The sequence below is a fragment of the Pseudomonas sp. Marseille-Q5115 genome, assembly GCF_916618905.1.
GTDB classification, from domain to species: Bacteria; Pseudomonadota; Gammaproteobacteria; order Pseudomonadales; family Pseudomonadaceae; genus Aquipseudomonas; species Aquipseudomonas japonica_A.
The window spans coordinates 2963362-2982675 of the sequence record NZ_CAKAKI010000001.1 but is presented as its reverse complement, the minus strand read 5'-3'; the positions used below and the strand labels follow the sequence as shown (position 1 = coordinate 2982675).

The window sequence follows — 19314 nt, the reverse complement described above, 5'->3', positions numbered from 1 at the left end:
CCAACGACCGGTTCAGCAGCCGCGCCAACCCTTCACCGGTGAGTATTGTCGATGGTCAAACTCACCCGATTGGCGCGGCAATACAGTTCGGAGCAGTGCACGGGGCGGCCGTCCTGGTCGTAGGCGGTTTTGCTGATGCGAAACAGCGGCTCGCCGAGTTCGCAGCCCAGCCACCTGGCTTCGGCCTTGGTGGCAGTGTAGATATCTATGAGCTTGCGGTCGCTGCGCACGCAGGTTTCGTAGCCTTCATCGAACAGCTGGTACGTGGAGCCCCCGGGTCGGTAGCGCTGGTCGAACTCAGGGTAGCGAGCCAAAGGGATGTAGGAATGGTCGATGAACAGCGGCTCGTCTTCGAGGTACATCACCCGCACCAGCTTGAACAGCCTCCCACCGTCGGGCACGTCCAGCCGCTGGGCATAGTCGTCAACCGGGATCAGTTCCTGCTTGATCACTTCTTCACGAGTGTTCTTGCCCTGGGCCACGCCGAAATCGGTGAAGCCGCTGACGGTGAGCAGGGCGTTTTCTACCTTTCGGCCTTGCACAAAGGTGCCTTTGCCTTGCAGCCGGGTGAGCACACCTGTTTTCACCAGGTCGGTAATGGCTTTGCGCACGGTAATCCGGCTCACGCCGTGCAGCTCACAGAGTTCGGGCTCTGTGGGGATCTGCCCGTCCACCGGGTACACGCCCTGCTCGATGGCCTCGAGTATCCGCTGGCGGACCACCGCATAAAGCCGCTGGGACGAGTTGCGTTGCAAGCTGGGCATGGACCATCCTTGTTGGATCACGAACACAACGGCCAGTATAAAGGCCGGCGCCCTTGCCGCCAGTTTTTCCCCGGCCGGCGTTCAGCCCCAGGCACCCTGGCACTGCAAGGTCAACGCGGCGCCACAGGCGCCTTGCCTCATCGCCTCCTCAAGGGCCGCGCCCTTGGCGACTGCGCTTAGAAAACCGGCAATAAAGGCATCGCCGGCGCCCATGGTGTCGACGATGTTCACAGGTATCGCGCACTGATGGTAAAACCGCTCGCCGCGATAGGCCAGGCTGCCCCCGGCGCCGAGCGTGGCAATCACAGTGCCTGCTCCCATGCATGCCACTTCGCGCAGGCGGGCGCGCAGCTGGGGCGTGTCCTCGTGCGCCGAGGCGAATGCGTAATCCAGGCTTGGCGGTAACGTGCCCCATAGCGGGCTGTCCCACTTGTCGGCGAAATCAAAACTGATGATTTTGTTCCACGATTTAAGCGTGGGCAGGTAAGGCTCCACATGGCCCCAGATGCCGGCATGCACCATGTCGAACCGTGCGATCCAGGCCAGATCTTCATCGGTCAGATAAAAGCTTCTCATCACGCCCTCATGGTAATCGCCCAGCACGCGATCGCTGCCCAGCAGCTCCACGAACGTTTGCGCGGTGCTGCCAGGCTGGCTGTGCACGTGGCTCACATCCACCCCTTCAGCCGCCATCTCACGGCGCAACTGCCGGCCATAGTCGTCCTCGCCCACCCAGCCCACATAGGCAGGGCTTAACCCATGCCGGCTGCAGTGCACCGCGACGTTGACCGCATTGCCCCCCGAAAACCCTCGGCCCAAGGCCGGGTACACGTCGATACAGTTATCGCCAACCGTTACCAGGCTTTTCATGACTGTTCCCCCTCGCAGAAAAGATACGGGGCGACCCACGCCGCCCCGAGCCCCCTTAGTACTGCACCAGGCCGCCGTAGTAGCGGCGGTCGTCCGGGTTATGGTCCTTGTAGATCGAGAGGTAGTAGCACAGCCACTCCATCGGCACGAACATCAGGAAGGGCGCGAGCCAAGGGTGCAAGCCGTGGCTGATCTCGGCGTAGTCCACCACGATCACGGCGTCGGTGTATTGCTTCACGAATTTGATGGCGCGTTCAGTGGTATGACGGCTTTCATCGGTACCCAGCAGGAACAGGAAAGGCACGCCGGGCTCGACCACTTCCAGCGGCCCATGGCGGAACTCACCGCTCTCCAGCACGCTGCCGTGGGTCCAGGTGAATTCCATCAGGGTCACGATACCTTCCTTGTAGGCCAGCGGTCGCAATGGGCCCGCCGCAACGGTGTAGATCATGGGCCAAGCGGCAGCGCGCTCGCCCAGCGCACGGCCTTTTTCTTCCCAACCCCGCACCAGTTCCCCCAGTACCGTCGGCAGTTGCTGGAGTTCGCGGGCAATCCTGGCTACGTCGGGGTGGGGGGAGGGCTCCAGCCGGTTGATCATCTCCAGTGCCACGGTGTAGCAAAGCAGCAGGTGGATTTCCCAGATGCAATCGGCTTCATACGCCACCACCTGTTCCGCCACTTCGGTGATGGGGCTGTCGGGGCGCTTGGTGAAAGCCGCGGTCAGCGCGCCGCGCGCCTTGGCGATCCGCAGCGCCTCGATCACTTCTTCGGTCTTGCCGTAATCCGATACGCCGATCACCGCGCAGCGCTCGTCCAGCCGGTAAGGGGTGTTGTCGCAGAATTCCCAGCCCGAATAAGCCATGCACTGCAAACCCGAGTAACGGTCCACCAAGTGTTTGGCGGTCTGCGCGGCGTTCAGCGGCGAGCCACAGGCCACGAAATAGAAGCGGTCCACACCGCGGGCGAGCATCTGCTCGACGATGGCCTTGACCTTGGGTACGTCCACGGCCAGCACCTTCTGGACCTCCTGAACCATGTTCTCGGTGACCAGAAAATCCACGGTGCTTTTATCGATATCCAGCATGTCGTTCTCTCCAGGGGTGATCAGGTCGGTTGTACTTCGAGGGCGGCAAGGCGCTTGTTCCGCCGCTCCCAATACGCGTAGGCAGGCAGGCCGGTCGCAATCACCACAAGTGCGCACACCAGGCCGGGAACCGGCGCCCATACGAATGTGGAAGCCACCAGAATCAGGCTCGACGCCAAGGCCAGGAAGGTCATCAGACCAAAAGCCGGGGTGCGCCACAGGGGGTTGTAATCCGGTTGGCGGCGGCACCAGATGATCGAGCCGAACGTGAGGGTGTTCTTGAAGCACATCACCAGCGTGAAGTAGCCCAGCAGCGCGGTGAGGTTGGAGGCATAGATGAACACGATACCCAGCGCGCACTGCAGCACGATGGAGTAGTCCGGCGTGTGGAAGCGCGGGTGTACGTGGGCGAAGCACTTGAAGAAGAGGTTGTCCTTGGCCATGGCGTACTCCAGCCGTGGCTGGTACATCACGCAGCTGGACAGCGAGCCGAGGATCACGATGATTGCCGTGACCGCGATGAATATCCCCGCCACGTTACCCAGGGCAGGGAGGTAGGTCACCGCGTCTGACAGGGGCGTTTCAGAGCCTAGCAGCCGGTCGAAGGGCATCATTCCGGTGATCACCAGCGCCAGCAGCGAGTAGAGCACCAGCACCAGCAAGCAGGAGCCAATCAACGCCCGCGGCATGGTCTTGCCTGGCTGTTTGATCTCGCCAGTCATGTAGCAGATCGAGGCCATTCCGGTGTAGGACCAACTGGTGGCGGAGATGCCGGCCAGCAGTGCCATCAAGCCTGCACCTGCGCCCAGGGTAGGCCCGGAAACTACGGGAGCAGTAAGGTTTGCCCCGTTGATATAGAAAATCCCCAGGCCGATAACGAGAGTAAAGGGGATGATCTTGGCCACGGTGATCAGCGTTTGGAAGGTTGCCCCACCTTCTACGGAACGCAGGTGCAGCAGCATGAAGCAGAGGATCAAGGCAGTGGCGAGCAGTTTCCCCGCCAAGGGGCTTACGGGCAGGATGAAGTTCAGGTTGCTCACAATGGCCAAGGCCATGATCGACAGCGAAGGCGCGTCGTTGGCCCAGAAACTCGTCCAGCCGGATAAAAAGGCCAAGGGCCTGCTGCCGGCTTTCTTCAGGTAGATGTAGTCGGCGCCGTTCTCGGGGTATGCGGTAGACAGCTCGGCGTACACACACATTTGCGGGATCACGATCAGCCCGCCAATCACAAAGGCAAGGATGGTGAGCAGCGGTGAGCCTGCCGCCTTCGCCACCTCACCTACTGAAACGAAAATACCCGAACCCACCGTTGTGCCCACCGCGATCGCCAGCACAGGCCAGAAGCCCAGCTTGCGCGCGAGTTCTTTGGAATGCCCTTCTGAAACCTGCATATGCCCACCCGATTGTTTTCGTTATTGGGGGCCGCCGTGGCAGGCGGCAGTGACACGCACTGTGAAGCCAGTCAATACGCTCAATCAAAAGCATGACGATATATAACGTATTTATGATGAATGTAGCAGGCAGGCGCAGGTGCGCAAATTTATTTTTTGCGGTCAGGCGGTTGAAGGGTCGACGTTGCGCCCGGTTAGTTCGAGCGGGGGGCTGCCTCGGCCATAGCGTTATTCACTGCTCAAGCCAGCGTCCATAGAGCTTTGGAAACGCCTCGCGTATCCACTCTACAAATGCCTCCACTTGCGGCGCCAGGTGCGAGCGGCTGGGATACAGCACGGATACCGGCCGTGGGTGCGGGCGATAGGGCCGTAGTATTTCAACCAAGGTGCCGTCAGCGAGAAAACGCTCCAGGGCGATGCCCGGCGCCTGAAGGATTCCGAACCCCGCCACGCCGCATTGCACATAGGCGTTGGACTCGTTCACGGTAATGCCCTGGCGGCTGATATGGGCGTGCTCGCGGTGGTTATCCTTGAATTGCCAGGCCTGGGGGCGCTGGTCCTTTCCGGACAGAAAAGTAACGCCGCGGTGTGTGTCGAGGTCCGCCAGTACTTTGGGCTCGCCATATTCCTTCAGGTATCGCGGTGCCGCGCAGGTGACCATGGTTGCCAGGCCGATACGGCGGGCCACGAGGCTTGAACTGGGCAACTCACCGATGCGCAGCACGCAATCCACGCCCTCGGCCACAAGGTCGACCGTTCGATCAGTGACCCCTAACGCCAGCTCGATGGCCGGATACCGGGTATTGAAGGCTCGGAAGCTGTCTATCAGGCCGGGTTGCGAAAATGCGGTAGGGATATCGACACGTAATCGGCCACGCAGGCTCGAACCCGGCGCGGCGAACATTGCCGTGACCTCGGCGACCTCGCCAAGGAGGGTTCTAACCCGTTCATAAAATCGCTCGCCCTCGGAGGTAAGCCGCACTGTTCGGGTGGTGCGTTGGAACAGCCGCACGCCAAGAGAGGTTTCCAGTTCCTGTATCGCACGCGTTACCTGCGGGCGGCTGATCTGAAGGGCGTCTGCCGCGCGGGTAAAACTGCAGACCTCGGCCACCCGGGCAAACACTTGCATGGATTGGAGCAGCTCCATTTCATCTCCCTCAGCGTAGATTTGTTGCCGGTCAAACGCAGGGCCTTAGTGTGATTGTTGCCGAGCGGCATAACAATCCTGTGTCATCCCCGGCATTTATCGGCCCGCCTCACTCCGAAACAATGTCGCCACTGTTCACTCACGGGAGAAACCCATGAAAGCCTGGCTTCTGAATGATTTCGGTCTTGATAACCTGGTGCTTGGCGAAACCGCCACCCCGGAACCCCAATCTGGCGAGCTGCTGGTAAAGATCGGTGCGGTATCGCTGAATTTCCGTGACAAGGCCATCGTTGACGGGATTTATGAACCCCACCTGGTACCCAAGCCACTGATCCCGGTCAGCGACGTTTCGGGTACCGTGGTCGCGGTCGGGGAGGGCACAAGCCGATTCAAGGTGGGGGATCGCGTCAACTCTCACCTTTATTCCCGCTGGATCGACGGCGAGCCGGGGCCGAACGAACCGGACTTCTGCTTCGGAATGCCGCTGCCAGGTGGCCTTGCCGAATACATGATCATCCACGAAGAAAGCGCCGTGGCAGCGCCAGCGAATATGTCTGACGAAGAAGCCTCGACGCTGCCCATCGCGGCGCTCACGGCCTGGTATTCGCTGGTCGACTACGGCCAGGTCCAACCGGGCCAGACCGTGTTGGTGCAGGGCACGGGCGGCGTGTCCGTCTTCGCTGTACAGCTGGCAACCGCACTAGGCGCGAAGGTGATTGTGACGTCCAGCAGCGATGAAAACCTTGAGGCGGTGAAAAAACTCGGCGCAGTGGCCGGCGTGAACTATCGGACCTTCCCGCATTGGGAAAAGGAAGTGCTGAAACTCACCGACGGCAAAGGGGTGGACCTCCTTCTGGACGTCGCCGGCGGTGAAGGCCTGAACCAATCGATCCTGGCCACCAAAGCCGCTGGCAAGATCGCGCAGATCGGCTTTCTTACCGGGCAGACCACTACGCTGAGCCTGATGCCGATGATCTTCCGCCAAACGACCATCCGCGGCATTGCAGTAGCGCCTCGCTCGTCGTTCGACCGGATGAACGCATTCCTGAACCAGCACGCGATCCACCCGGTAATTGACCATGTCTATGCATTTGACAAGGCCCGCGAGGCATTCCAGCACTTGGCACGCGGCGCGTTTGGAAAAGTGGTAATCAAGGTGGCCTGAGCTGAACTAGTCGGCAGCAGCGACATTCGCGTGGTGCTGACGAGAGGCTTCGCTGTCTGTAGCCGGGGCAGCGTTAGCCATTACTTGCTTTTTCCGGTATTCGCACACGTAAACGCGCGTGGGGTCGTTCTGGTACAGCGTGATGTTTCGCTTGGCGTCTTCACATTCACGCATCTGCTCTTCGCGTGCAGAGCCCGAGCTGGGCTTGTAGGCTATTTGCCGTGGCTCGCAATGGCCAGGGGAAGCGCAGAGGCTGACGTACATGATCGCGGCTAAAGGCATGGTCATTCATTCCATTGTTACAACGGGGTTCTTCCAGGGATCTCTGGCTGAGCAGGCCTGGTTATCAGGTCGCTGAAGGCACAGGCGGGTTATTGCGCCACTACTGTGCCCGGGTACGGCACGACAGAGCCGGTTACGCGCATACCAGGATCGCGCGCGCGAACCGCAACCCCAGCAGAAGAATCACCGTGTTGAACGGGTTGCCAGATACGCCAGGCCTGGCCTGCATCCATATCCGGGACTTCAACCGTTTCCCGGGCGACAACCTTGCCTTTGCGGGTAATTTCGAGGTCCAGGTAGCCGCCCTTCACCATATGGTCCGAAGCGTTGACCACGGTTCCAACGATGCTCGTAACGTGCCCAGCGTCCACCAACTGCACGTTGCGCAACCTCAAGTCGGCTGCACCCGCTGAAGAGGCAAACGCACTTAAAGCCACCAGCGCTACTATTTTCGAGTTCACGTTCTCCCTCCTTGGGAATCGAATGATGGCAAGATGATACCTGTCCGCGAGCCCTCTGCGTAGGGGTTTTTGACGGTTTATTAAAAAGTTCAAAATAAAGTCAATAATTTGTCGAACGTGCGTTTGATTGCTCGACGGCTATATGGCGCGGGGCCATTAGTGCCTGGCTCAGAGATAAGGCAGAGGGGGGAGGGGAGGGGCCATACCAAGCCACTGCTTCCAGCGGGCAGCGGGTGCTACAGCAGGCCGTCCGTTCCCGGGCTGGCAGTAAGTGCCGACCCGAGAACGGATACGCCGCGTTATTACGCCATAAAGTCGCTCTGGTGCAACGTAGTCACGCCCACCAACTGGATTTCAAACTCGGCAGTGGCGTCGGCGTTTACGCTGCCGTACAGGATGCCGTTTTCCAGGCGCAACTGGCCGGCTGCGTTGTGGCTGTCGAACGCCGCGCTGCCGATGAACGTGAAGCCGTCCTTGACTGCGGTGGCCGTGTCGCCATCAAGGCCGCTGAGGTCGATCTTGTCGCCTTCGCTGGTTTTGAAGCCCGAAATTACATCGCGCAGGCTGCCCAGCCCCAGGTCGCCCAAGGCATTGAACTTGTAAACGTCCGCGCCCGTGCCGCCGGTGAGGGTGTCCTTGCCGGCGCCACCGATCAGGGTGTCGTCACCGGCACCGCCATTGAGTTCATCGTCGCCCGCACCGCCGTCCAATACGTTAGCCACAGCGCTGCCGGTCAGTTTGTCGTTGTACAGGCTACCGATCACGTTCTCCATGTACTTGATCGTGTCCAGCCCCGAACCACCGGTGTTCTGCTGAGCGGTGGTGTTCAAGGCCAAAGTGATCCCTTGGGTGGCGTACGCGTATGAGACGGTGTCGATCCCATCGCGGCCATCCAGCACATTGTTGCCCGCGCCGGCCACGAAGGTGTTGTCCAGCGCGTTGCCGATGCCGTTGGCTGCGCCGATGGTATTGATCACCAGGTTTTCCACGTTGCTGCTCAGGGTCCAGGTGGCGAGGCTGGTGTATACGGTGTCGATGCCGCCGGTGGCGCTGTCGCTGTTCTTCTCCACGGTGGTGTCGTCGGCGTTGTCGACGTAGTAGGTATCGGAACCGTCACCGCCGGTCATGCTGTCGGCGCCGCCCTTGCCGTCCAGCACGTTGGCCGCGTCGTTGCCGGTGATGAAGTTGCGCAGCGCGTTCCCTGTGCCGTTGATGGCTGAATAGCCGGTGAGCACCAGGTATTCCACGTTGTTGCCCAGCGTCCAGCTCACCGAGGCCTGCACGGTGTCGATCTGGCTGGTGGAAGCGTTGGTCTCGATCACCACATCAGCGGAGTTATCGACGATATACACATCCTTGCCGTCGCCCCCGGTCATGGTGTCTGCGCCCAGGTCGCCGTCCAGCGTGTCGTTGTAGGCGCTGCCTACCAATGTGTCGTCCAGGTCGGTGCCCAGGATGTTGCCGCCTTTCTGGGCGGCCACCTCGTCGTACACATCTTGCGCGGTGCGGTTGTCGGTCGCATCGCCCTGGAAGCCCAGGTCGGAGGCGATGTAATCGGCCAGCCTCTGGCCCACGATTTCGGCGGACTCTTCATGCAAGTGCCACACATCGTCCGGGTAGGTCACAGGGTCCGCTTCCTCGCGCAACGGCAGGTCGGTGTAGTCCACCGCCAGTGCCACGTCGGCGCGCTCCGCCGCGATCGCCTCCTGAGCAGCCCGCACGGCCACCAGGCCGTTCTGGATCTGCGCGATCGTGGTTTCGTCATAGCCACGCACCCGCGCGGCGTCCGCGTCGTAGTGGCCGGTTTCCATGATGTAGACCTTGAAGTCACCCAGCTGCGCATGCAGGTAATCGAACACCTTCAAGGTGGCGGCTTTGTACGCGGCGGTGGCAGCTGCCACGTCAGCCGACCGGCCGATTTCCCCGGCGGCTTCTTCGCCCTGGCCCCAGATGATGCCCATGGTCACGTTGTCGGTTGCCGTGAGGCTGGCCAGCTGTTCTTTCAGCAGGCCAACGGCGCGCAGCAGGGCAGGGCCCGGCTGGTTGGTGTCGGTCAGCCACCACGACAGCCGCAGCTGTTCCTCGTTGCCGGTCGACAAGCCGTTCACCGTACTGCCGCCCACGGCGATGTCGATACCGTTGCCATCGGCGTCGGTGAACTGGCTGCGCACGTCGTAGGTGGTGTACTTGCTCAAGTCGTTGACCAGTTCGGTGATGCCCGACTGGTCATCGTCATCGGTCATGCGCAGCATGCGCGCGTTGGATTGCCCCAGGGTTGGAAGGAACAGAATGTCTTGCTGGGCCCGTTCGGCAAACACGAAATCGCTGGTGCTCAGGGTGGAAGAATAATTGCCCTGCAACGTCACTTCGAAACGGTTGCCGTCGGCATCGGACTCGGCCGACTTGATGTAAGTTTTGCTGCCGTCGGCGCTGGTGGTGATGTACAGCGTGTTGTGGCTGCCATCCCCCAAGCCCAGGATGCCCAGCGCGCTCACGTCGATCTTGTCCACGCCCACGGTGAAGTCGGTGATGGTATCGCTGGCGGTGATACCGCCAGTGTCGTAGTCCCGGTAGCTGTCGGTGAGTGCCGAGAAGCGGAAGGTATCCGCACCGTCGCCCCCGGTAAGCGTATCGCGGCCCGCACCACCATCCAGCACATCGGCGCCGGCGTTGCCTTTAAGGGTATCGGCGCCATCCAGCCCCAGGATCAGATCACTGTGGGTGGTACCGTTCAGGGTTTCCCCTGCAGCAGTGCCGGTGATGGTTGTAGGGAGCGCGGCGGCCACGGTGAGGGCGAACACGTCACTGGCGGACGCGCCCTTGGGGTCGGTGGCGGTCACCAGCACGTTATAGGCGCCCGCGGCGTCGTCCACTGGCGTGCCGCTGAAGGTCAGGGTATTGGCATCGAACGTCAGCCAGGCGGGCAGGGCGGTACCATCCTGCAGCGTGGCCTTGTAGGTGAGGGTATCGCTGTCGGCGTCGGTGAAGGCCGTCTGCGACAGGGTGTAGGTATAGGGGCTGTTTTCGGTCGCTGCGCTGTCCTGCAGCGGGTCGGAGACCACCGGGGCCGCATTGGCGGGTACCGAACCACTATTGAAGATCACGTTCGCCGCGGTGAGGGTGGTGGCGTAATTGCCCTGCAATGCGAGTTCGAAGCGGTTGCCGCTGGCGTCGGCATCGTAGCTTTTCAGGTAGGTGCGGCCATTGCTGCTGTTGTACTGCACCAGCAGGGTACCGTTGTAACCGTTGCCAAGCCCCTTGAAGCCTAGGCCCGCGAGGTCGAGCCTGTCCTGGCTGACATCGAAGTCCGTGATCAGGTCGCTGTAGCTGGTGGTGGCGCTACGATAACTGTCAGTGAGGTTGGTGAAGCGGAAAATATCCGCGCCCGCGCCGCCGGTGAGGTTATCCGCGCCGGCGCCGCCAACCAGAATGTCATTGCCGCCAGCGCCATTGAGGGTGTCCACCCCGGCTAGGCCGAGCAGTTGCTCGTTGGCTGCGGTACCGGTGAGGGTGTCTTTGCCTGAGGTACCGGTGATGACCTTGTTTCCGGTGTCGGGGGTATCTTCCACCGCCAGGGCAAAGGTATCCGTGATGGTGCCGCTTTTGCCGTCGCTGGCGGTCACGGTCACGTTGAAAGTACCGGCGGCATTCAAATCCGGGGTGCCGCTGAAGGTACGGGTGGCCGCGTCGAACGTCAGCCAGCTTGGCAAGGCGCTGCCGTCGGCCAGGGTGGCGATAAAGGTCAGGGTGTCGTTATCGGCATCGGTGAAGCTGGTTGCCGGGATCACGTAGCTGAACAGCGTGGCTTCCTTGGCGCTCTGGTCGGCCAGTGGGGCGGCCACGACGGGGGCATGGTTGATCGGAGGCGTGGCGCCGAGGATGAAGTCCGACGCGGTCAGGGTGCCCACCAGGTTGCCGGTCAGCCCCAGCTCCAGGCGCTGGCCGCTGGCGTCGGCGTCGTAGTTCTTGATGTAGGTTTTGTTGGCGCTGGCGCTGTACTGCAGCAGCAACGTGCCGTTGTAGCCGTTGCCCAGCCCGGTGTAGCCCAGGCCGGAGAGGTCGATCTTGTCCACGCCCACGGTGAAGTCGGTGATGGTGTCGGCGTAGCTGGTGCTGGCGGTGCGGTAGCTGTCGGTTACGCTGGTGAAGCGGAAGGTGTCCGCCCCGGCGCCGCCGGTGAGGGTATCGCTCCCGGCGCCGCCGATCAGCACGTCATCGCCTGCGCCGCCCACCAGCGCGTCCTTGCCGGAAGTGCCGGTGATCACCTTAGGCGTAGTATCAGGCGCGGCAGGTGTGTCTTGCACCGCCAGCGCGAAGGTGTCGGTCACGGTGCCGGCTTTGCCGTCGTTGGCGGTGACAATCACGTTGAAGTTGCCCGCCGCGTTCGAATCCGGCGTGCCGCTGAAGGTGCGGGTGGCGGCGTCGAACTTCAGCCAGGCTGGCAAGGCACTGCCGTCGGCCAGGGTGGCGGTGAAGGTCAGTGTGTCGTTGTCCGCGTCGGTAAAGGCGCCGGCCGGGATGGTATAGCTGAACGGCGATGTTTCGGTGGCGCTCTGGTCGGCCAGAGGGGCGGCGACCACTGGCGCATGGTTCACCGGCGCCGCGGTGGCGAAGATAAAGTCCGTTGCCTTGAGCGTGTTCAGGAGGTTGCCCGCCAGTGCCAACTCGAAGCGGTTGCCGTTGGCATCGACCTCAAGGGATTTGACGTAGGTTTTGTCGCCTGCGCTATTGAGCGCGAGGTAAACGGTGCCGTTGCGGCCATCGCCCAGGCCGGTGATGCCCAGCGCCGACAGGTCGATGTGGTCCTCGCCAGCGGCAAAGTCGCTGATCAGGTCCACAGCGGTAACGCCACCGGTGTTGTAGTTGCGGTAACTGTCCAGGCGGTCCGTGAATGCGAACGTGTCGGCCCCGGCGCCCCCGGTGAGGGTGTCTACGCCGGTGCCGCCGTTAATGATGTCGTTGCCGGCGCCGCCGTTGATCTTGTCGGCGCCGGCCAGGCCCATCAGGGTATCGTTGCCCGCGGTGCCGACCAGCGTGTCGTCGCCAGCGGTGCCCAGCGGCGCGGTATCCGGCGGTGTGGTGCCCACAGTGGTGCCGTCGCCGTAGGTCAGGGTGGAGCCCTTGGTGGTATGGCTGATGTCGTTGTCCAGGATGGTATTGCGGTCGGTGCCGTCTTCGTTGCGTTCGGCCACCCCATAGGTGGAATTAGCGCCGCCGGTGATGGTGTTGTCGGTAATGAGGTTGTCGCTGCCGGGGAAGAACTTGCCGGACACGCCGGCGGTGTCGTCATAGCTCTGGATGACCACTTCCGGGACCGGTGCCTTCAGCCCGTTGTTGGTCAGGGTGTTGCCGGTAATGGTGACATCGGTGCTGCCATAGATGCGCACGCCCGAGCCGCCGTTGTCGTGGATATTCACACCGGTCACGGTCACGTCACTGGACAGCTTCACCAGCACGCCTTCGGCGCCGTTGTTGTACACGTCGCCGCCTTCGATGGTGACGTTGTAGGGCGAAGGGATGTTCTCGCTGCCGCGCTGCACCACGATACCGTTGCCGCCGTTGCCGTAGGCCACGTTGCCGGTCATGGTGAAGTCGTTGGTGCTGGTGACGATGTTGAACCCGTGGCGGTCGTTGTCGTACGCCACGTTGTTCACATATTTGGTGTCGATCATGTAGTCCGCGACAAAGCCGTCGAGGCCGTTGCCATGGGACACACAATTCTCGATCAGCATGTTGATCGTTTGCTCATGGGGGTCGAAGCCGTAGCCCGAGCAGTCCTTGATTTCCACGCCGCTGAGGGTGACGTTGCTGTCGTGGCCGTCCTTCCCAGGGATGTAGCCGTTGAACCAACCGTCGATCTTGCCGGTGGTGTTGTCCCGGTTGCCGTCGATGGTCAGGTTACTAAGGCCGAAGTCGTGGGTTTCCTCGCCATAGGCCGAGCGGATCACCCCGGTGATCTTGGTGTCGGAGCCATCCGCTACTTTCACCGTGGTCAGGCCCGCGCCCGCGCCCTCCATGTACACATTGCTTTTGAGCATCAGGCAACCGTCGGAAGGCTCCTCCCCGGCGGAAACGATAAAGGTCCCGGTTGGTACGAAAACGGTGCCGCCGCCGGCCGCCGCTGCGGCGTCAATGGTTGCCTGAATGGCTGCGGTGTCGTCCGTGACGCCATCACCTACGGCGCCGAAGTCCTTTACGTTGAAGATCATGTGCTTGGTCCGCCCGGGGAGGAAAATAGTGATCAATGCCAAAATGTCGACAATTGGTACCGACTTTGTATGACAGAGTTCACGGGCGGATTTCAGTTATTAGACGGGCGCGTCAAATAAATCACCATACTGGGCATTTGGCCATTAATGCGACGGTATGCTGGCGGCAGTTCTGGTATGTACGAGGTGGCTGAAGCGGTTTAGGACATAATTCTGACGTGCATGTCGGCTTTTTGGCGCTTCGGAGATAATTGCTATAGCAACACGCCATCCACCGCCCTTAGCCCCTCGGGCGTAGGCTCGTCGAGCAATTCGAGCACGGCAATTTCCAGGTTCCGGCACATGGCATCCAGCGGCAGGTCGTTGGGCAAGGTGTCGAACGGGTCGGAGATCTGGTCGCCCAGTGCGTCCAGGCCGAAGAAGGTGTAGCTGAGGATGCACACCGCCAAAGGAGTGAACCAGCCGATGCTGTCGACCAGGCAGAACGGCAGCAGGAAGCAGTACACATACACTGTGCGGTGTAGCAGCAGTATGTAGGGATAGGGGATGGGCGTGCCTTTGATGCGCTCGCAGCCGCCGAGTACATAGCTCAACCGTGACAGTTGTTGGTCAATGTTCATCTGGGCCACGTCGCTGGCTTGCGTATGGCGGGCGGCGTTCAGGTACTGCGGGCCTAGCCGGCCCAGTTGTGCGCTGGCGGGGTTTTGCTTGTTCAGCAGTGCGGCGTCCACTTCCAGGCGCGCGAGCAGCGCCAGGTCGGCGTTCTCACCCCTGAGCTGGAATTTGAGCAGGTACCCGAAGCCCACCAGGCCCAAGGCAAGCGCCTTGCGAGGCGCCGCGCTCAGGGCTGGCATCAGGCTGAGTGTCTGGCGGGTGAGGTTACGGCTCACGATCAGCAACTCGCCCCACAATGTGCGAGCTTCCCAATAGCGCTGGTAGGCCACGGTGTTACGAAACCCCAGGAAGATCGCCAGCGTAAGGCCCCATAGGGTGAAGGGGGTGGCGGTAAGGATGAACTTGAAACTGAAGAATGTGCCATGCACCGCCACCACCCCAGCGCTTACCAGCACGGTAAACAGCACCTTGCGCCAGATGGCCGGGATGATGGAGCCCTTGAGTGAGAACAGCAGGGTGGCGGCGGAGGGGTTTTGCGGGCGAATGATCACGGTGGTAGAGCGCTCCGGTGGTTGGCCTTGGGAACCTGAATGCACGCCATGTTAGCGGCTTCACCGGTCAGCCCGGTTCCTCTTCGTCAATTGCCCCCACACGAAGCTCGCGCACACCGCCCTCGGCGTCGAAGCGGATCACCGCCCCTTGGCCATGTGTGAGCGTAAGCACATGCTCGATCAACGTGGCTTGCTCCGCGGCGGTGAGCAAGGGTTTATAGCCATGGGCCTTGAGCAGCGTCCATTCCCCGTTCATGAATTCGATTCTGAAGACATCCATCCCCTGCGCGCTCCGGGCTGCTTCTCTCGGTAATAGACAGCCCGGCAAACAACGCCGTTTAGTTCAGCGTTATTCCTCGTGGACGGATGGCGGCCCGCTCACTCCATCGCCACCCAGTGGTCGGCCCCCACCGGCGAGAAACGCTGCGGCGGGGCGGTGAAGCCGGCGTCCTTGATGGGGTTGGGTGGCACGAACTCCTTGAGCAGGCTTTTGAAGTCCCGTCGGCGGCCCACCTGCGGCACGGGAACCGCTGCCAGCAGGCGTTGGGTATAGGCGTGCTGAGGGTTGTGCAGCACCTGGTCGCGGGCACCGATCTCGACGATCCGCCCGGCATACATCACCGCTACGCGGTGGCAGATCCGCTCCACCACCGCCATGTCGTGGGAGATGAACAGGTAGCTCAAGCCATGCTCGGCGCGCAGGCGTTCGAGCAGTTCCAGCACCTGGGCCTGCACTGATACATCCAGCGCGGAAACGGATTCATCGGCGATGATCACCTTGGGGTTCAGCGCCAGTGCCCGGGCAATGCAGATACGCTGGCGCTGGCCACCGGAGAACTGGTGCGGGTAGCGCTCCATGGAGGCCGCGGGCAGGTCTACCTGTTGCAGCAACTCGGCGACGCGTGCCCGCCGCTCGGGCTCTGGCGTACGGTCGTGGATCAACAGGGGCTCGCCAACCAGGTCGAACACGGTCTTGCGCGGGTTGAGCGCGGCGTAGGGGTCCTGGAACACCATCTGTACGTCACGTCGCACTCGCTGCAAGGCATCGCCGGTGAGGCCGTTGAGTTCCTGGCCAAGCAATTTGATGCTGCCCTGGTAGGCCAGCATGTTCATTACGGCTTTGCCGGTGGTGGATTTGCCGCAGCCGCTTTCGCCCACCAGGCCCAGGGTTTCGCCCTTGCGCAGCTCGAAGCTCAGGCCCTCCACCGCGTGCACGGTGCGTGGCCGTTCGAACCAGCCATGGCGCAAGGCGAAGCGCACATTCAGGTCTTGTACGGCCAGCACCACTGGTTTCTCGGTGAGCGCGGCCGGCGGCGGGGTAGTGCCCAGCACCGGCACGGCGGCCAACAGCTTGCGGGTATACGGGGCCTGTGCAGCGGTGAATACCTGCTCCAGGCTGCCGTGCTCTTCCACGCGCCCCTGGTTCATCACCACCACTTCGTCGGCCATCTCGGCCACCACGCCCATGTCGTGGGTGATCAGCAGCAGGCTAGTCTTGAATTGCTGCTGCAGTTCGCGCATCAGCTCCAGGATCTGCGCCTGGATGGTCACGTCCAGCGCGGTGGTGGGCTCGTCTGCGATCAGCACTTGGGGCTGGCACAGCATCGCCATGGCGATCATCACCCGCTGGCGCATGCCGCCAGACAATTCATGAGGGTATTGGGTCAGGCGCTTGTCTACCTGGGGCATGCGCACCGCTTCCAGCATCTCGCGGCAACGCCTGCGTATATCGGCGCGGCCCATGGCTTCGTGGCGGCGCAGGGTTTCGGCCAGCTGCTGGCCTACAGTGAGCAGTGGGTTGAGGGAGGTCATCGGCTCCTGGAAGATCATGCCGATACGCTTGCCACGCAAAGCCTGCATGTCGCGATCAGGCAAGCTCAGCAGGTCGCGGTTACCGAACAGGATCGCGCCCCCCGGCACGCTTGCGGCCTTGGGCAGCAAGCCCATGATCGCCAGCGACGACAGCGATTTACCACTGCCCGATTCCCCGGCGATGCACAAGGTACGCCCCGGATACAGCGCGAAGCTCAGCTCGTCGACCACCCGCCTGCGCGAGGCGCCGCCGCCCACGTCGATGCTCAGGCGTTCCACGGAAAGGCTGGGTACGGGCGTGGCCATCAATTGAACACCACCTTCGGGAAGTAGAACGACACCACCCAATTGGGCAGATCGACGATTTCGCTGATCCGCAGGTCGCCGCACACCGAGCACAGCATGTAGGCTTGTTCAGCGGGCATGCCGTGTTCGCGGCACAACCAGTCCACGGTGTTGGCCACCGCCTGGCGGGCGGCCTGCATCAGGTCGGGGCCGATGCCGGTGAAGGCCTCGTAGCCAGCGCTGTCCAGGTGGCGAGTCACCGGGCCTGGAGTGCTGAAGCGGGGGGTAGCCAGCGGCGTCTGCTTGATCAGGTCCAGTTTCACCACCACGTCCATGGCGCTCTCGATCGCCGTGCCGCACACCTCGCCGTCGCCTTGCGCCGCGTGTGTGTCACCGATGGAGAACAGCGCGCCTTCGACCTCCACTGGCAGGTAGAGCACGCTGCCTGCGGCCAGGTCGCGGATGTCCAGGTTGCCGCCTACACGCCGCGGCGGCACGATCGAGTGCAACCCGGCCTCGGCGGGCGCCACGCCTACGGTGCCGGCGAATGGCTTGAGCGGTACCTTGGCGAACTCGCCAAATGCCGCGGGCGCCAGAGTTTGTGTGTCGTAGTGCCATAGGGCGAGGGCGGGGTCGGGGAACTGGTCCGCCAGCAGGCCGAAGCCGGGAATGTTAGCCGTCCAGCCGAAACCACCGGGCTTGAAGCTGTCCAGGGTGATCTTGAGGATGTCGCCGGGCTGAGCCCCTTCCACGTAGATCGGCCCGGTCACAGGGTTGATCTGATCGAACGGCATTGTGCTCACGTCCGCCACCTGGGACTGGGCCGTGAAGTAGCCGTTGGACGAATCCCGGCAGTTCATTTGCAGCATGGCCCCGGGCGCCACGCGCTCCACCGGGGTGAAGCTGTTGTCCCAGCCAAAGTGGCTGTTCACGCTGTGGATGGTCTTGACCAGGCAGTTCTGGCACATGAAGCGGTCCTCGATACGATGATGGCAGTGGCCTGTACGCGGGGCGACTCTGGTTCAGGCCACGGCAAGCTTGCGGCTCAGAAAAAGGGCTTATTTCACCCAGATGTAGTCGTAGTTCACCGGTACGTGTACCGGGTCTACATAGAGCGCGTCGTCCCCGCCCATGCGCTTGGAGCGCACGGTGAAGCGCTGCTCGTTGAAGATCGGCACCCAGGGGGCGTCGGCCATCACGTCGGTGAAGATCTTTTTCCAGGCCTCGGTGCGTTCGGCCTGCTGTTCAGGCGCTGCCATGGCATCGGCCTTGGCGGCGCGCTCATCCAGCGCCTTGTTGCAATACAGCGCCCAGTTCCAGCCACCGTCCACCGCGCCGCTGCAGCCCAGGATCGGGCCGTAGAAGTTGGATGGGTCCGGGAAGTCCGCAATCCAGGCCATGCCGCCCGACCACACCATCGGTGCCTGGTCCTTCGAGCTGCCCGCCGCGATCACGTTGGCTTGGGCCAGGGATTTGATCTGCACGCGGATGCCTACCTTGGCCAGGTCCTGCTGGATCGACTGGGCGATGCGCGGCTGCGGGTCGGTGTTCATCACGTACAGTTCGGTGTCGAAGCCTTTGGCGAAGCCGGCGTCGGCCAGCAGCTTCTTGGCGCCCTCCACGTCGTAGGGCAAGCCCTTGTATTGGATGTCATAACCGGGCATGGCGGGCGGCAACGGCTGGTTGGCGGGCACCGCGCGGCCGTTGATGATGCGCACGATGCGCTCCTTGCTGATGGCCATGTTCACGGCCTGGCGCACTTTGAGGTTATCGAACGGCGGCAGGGTGGTTTTCAGCGTGACGTACCCGGTTTGCAGCTGGTTGCCGGTGACCACGAGAGATTTGGATGCCGCATCGTTCTTGAACTGCAGGAACTGCGCGGGTGGCACGCCGTCGCCGGCGATGTCCACTTCGCCCTTTTGCAGGCGCAGCAGGGCCACGGTGGGGTCCTGGCCGATTTCGAAGGTGATCTTGTCTACGTACGGCAAGCCCTTCTGGAAGTAGTCCGGGTTCTTCACCAGTTCGAGCTTTTGCCCCAGCTGCCAGTTGGCCAGGCTGAACGCGCCGCTGCCCACCGGGTGCTTGCCGAAATCTGCGCCCCATTTTTCCACCGCTTCCTTGGGCACCACCGAGGCGAAGTTGATGGCCATGATGTGCAGGAAGGTGGCATTGGGTGCGCTGAGGGTGATGGTGAGGTGCTGGTCGTCGATCACCTTGATGCCGCTGAGCGTCTCGCTCTTGCCGCCGGTAACGTCCTCGTAGCCCACGATGGAGCTGAAGAACCCGGCGCCCGGGCTCTGGGTTTTCGGGTTGACGGCGCGCTCCAGCGAGTACTTCACGTCGCTGGCCACCAGCTCGCGGCCGTTCTGGAATTTCACGCCTTTCACTAGGGTGAAGCTGTACACCGTGCCGTCGGGCGATACGCTGTAGTCCTCGGCCAGGCTTTTCACCAGTTCGGTGGTGCCGGGCTTGTAGTCCATCAGCCGGCCGAACAGGCTTTTGATCATCGACCAGTTCTGCCAGTCGTAACCGATGGCAGGGTCCAGGGTGGCCACATCGTTCTGGTAGGTCACCACCACATTGCCGCCGCTTTTAGGCGTTTCGGCCCACAGCGGCGTGGCGAACAGCGTGGCCGCAATGGCCAGGGTCAGCGCTTTGATCTTCATGTTTGCCCCCGT

Annotated in this window: 14 protein-coding genes; 1 reads left to right on the top strand and 13 read right to left on the bottom strand. The window is 62.2% G+C overall.

Annotated elements, in window-relative coordinates; all coding sequences use genetic code 11:
• Positions 1-32 precede the first annotated feature (32 nt).
• From LG385_RS13685 to LG385_RS13665, 5 genes are all read right to left on the bottom strand, one after another.
• Positions 33-764: a GntR family transcriptional regulator gene (locus LG385_RS13685; protein ID WP_181116233.1), complete on the bottom strand. Its 732-nt coding sequence runs from the start codon at positions 762-764 to the stop codon at positions 33-35.
• A gap of 81 nt (positions 765-845) precedes the next feature.
• The gene (gene frlD, locus LG385_RS13680) at positions 846-1634 is read right to left on the bottom strand and encodes a fructoselysine 6-kinase (RefSeq protein WP_225774745.1); all 789 of its coding nucleotides are present in this window, start codon (positions 1632-1634) and stop codon (positions 846-848) included.
• 55 nt (positions 1635-1689) lie between these two features.
• Positions 1690-2718 (bottom strand): fructoselysine 6-phosphate deglycase, encoded by a 1029-nt coding sequence (gene frlB / locus LG385_RS13675; RefSeq protein ID WP_225774744.1) that lies wholly within the window; start codon positions 2716-2718, stop codon positions 1690-1692.
• Positions 2719-2738: 20 nt separating this feature from the next.
• Positions 2739-4109, bottom strand: coding sequence for a fructoselysine/psicoselysine transporter FrlA (gene frlA, locus LG385_RS13670; protein ID WP_225774743.1), 1371 nt, complete (start codon positions 4107-4109; stop codon positions 2739-2741).
• A gap of 232 nt (positions 4110-4341) precedes the next feature.
• On the bottom strand, positions 4342-5256 hold the full coding sequence (locus LG385_RS13665; RefSeq protein WP_225774742.1) for a LysR family transcriptional regulator: 915 nt from the start codon (positions 5254-5256) through the stop codon (positions 4342-4344).
• Positions 5257-5410: 154 nt separating this feature from the next.
• Here LG385_RS13665 and LG385_RS13660 point away from each other — a divergent pair, with 154 nt between their 5' ends.
• Positions 5411-6421 carry a zinc-dependent alcohol dehydrogenase family protein gene (locus LG385_RS13660; protein WP_225774741.1) on the top strand — a complete coding sequence of 337 codons (1011 nt, stop codon included), beginning with the start codon at positions 5411-5413 and terminating at the stop codon, positions 6419-6421.
• A 6-nt stretch (positions 6422-6427) separates the two neighbouring features.
• Here LG385_RS13660 and LG385_RS13655 read toward each other — a convergent pair whose 3' ends face one another.
• From LG385_RS13655 to LG385_RS13620, 8 genes are all read right to left on the bottom strand, one after another.
• The gene (locus tag LG385_RS13655; protein WP_225774740.1) at positions 6428-6709 is read right to left on the bottom strand and encodes a hypothetical protein; all 282 of its coding nucleotides are present in this window, start codon (positions 6707-6709) and stop codon (positions 6428-6430) included.
• An 83-nt stretch (positions 6710-6792) separates the two neighbouring features.
• The gene (locus LG385_RS13650) at positions 6793-7164 is read right to left on the bottom strand and encodes an FxLYD domain-containing protein (RefSeq protein WP_225774739.1); all 372 of its coding nucleotides are present in this window, start codon (positions 7162-7164) and stop codon (positions 6793-6795) included.
• A 302-nt stretch (positions 7165-7466) separates the two neighbouring features.
• On the bottom strand, positions 7467-13373 hold the full coding sequence (locus LG385_RS13645; protein WP_225774738.1) for a putative Ig domain-containing protein: 5907 nt from the start codon (positions 13371-13373) through the stop codon (positions 7467-7469).
• 254 nt (positions 13374-13627) lie between these two features.
• Positions 13628-14539, bottom strand: coding sequence for a bestrophin family protein (locus tag LG385_RS13640; RefSeq protein WP_225776241.1), 912 nt, complete (start codon positions 14537-14539; stop codon positions 13628-13630).
• Positions 14540-14606: 67 nt separating this feature from the next.
• Positions 14607-14819, bottom strand: coding sequence for a hypothetical protein (locus tag LG385_RS13635; protein WP_225774737.1), 213 nt, complete (start codon positions 14817-14819; stop codon positions 14607-14609).
• Positions 14820-14917: 98 nt separating this feature from the next.
• Positions 14918-16657: an ABC transporter ATP-binding protein gene (locus tag LG385_RS13630; protein WP_225774736.1), complete on the bottom strand. Its 1740-nt coding sequence runs from the start codon at positions 16655-16657 to the stop codon at positions 14918-14920.
• Entirely contained in the window at positions 16657-17604 is a 948-nt protein-coding gene (locus LG385_RS13625; RefSeq protein ID WP_225774735.1) for an acetamidase/formamidase family protein, read from the bottom strand. Before LG385_RS13625 ends, LG385_RS13630 begins: the two co-directional genes overlap by 1 nt.
• Positions 17605-17694: 90 nt before the next feature.
• Positions 17695-19302 (bottom strand): ABC transporter substrate-binding protein, encoded by a 1608-nt coding sequence (locus tag LG385_RS13620; protein ID WP_225774734.1) that lies wholly within the window; start codon positions 19300-19302, stop codon positions 17695-17697.
• Positions 19303-19314 lie beyond the last annotated feature (12 nt).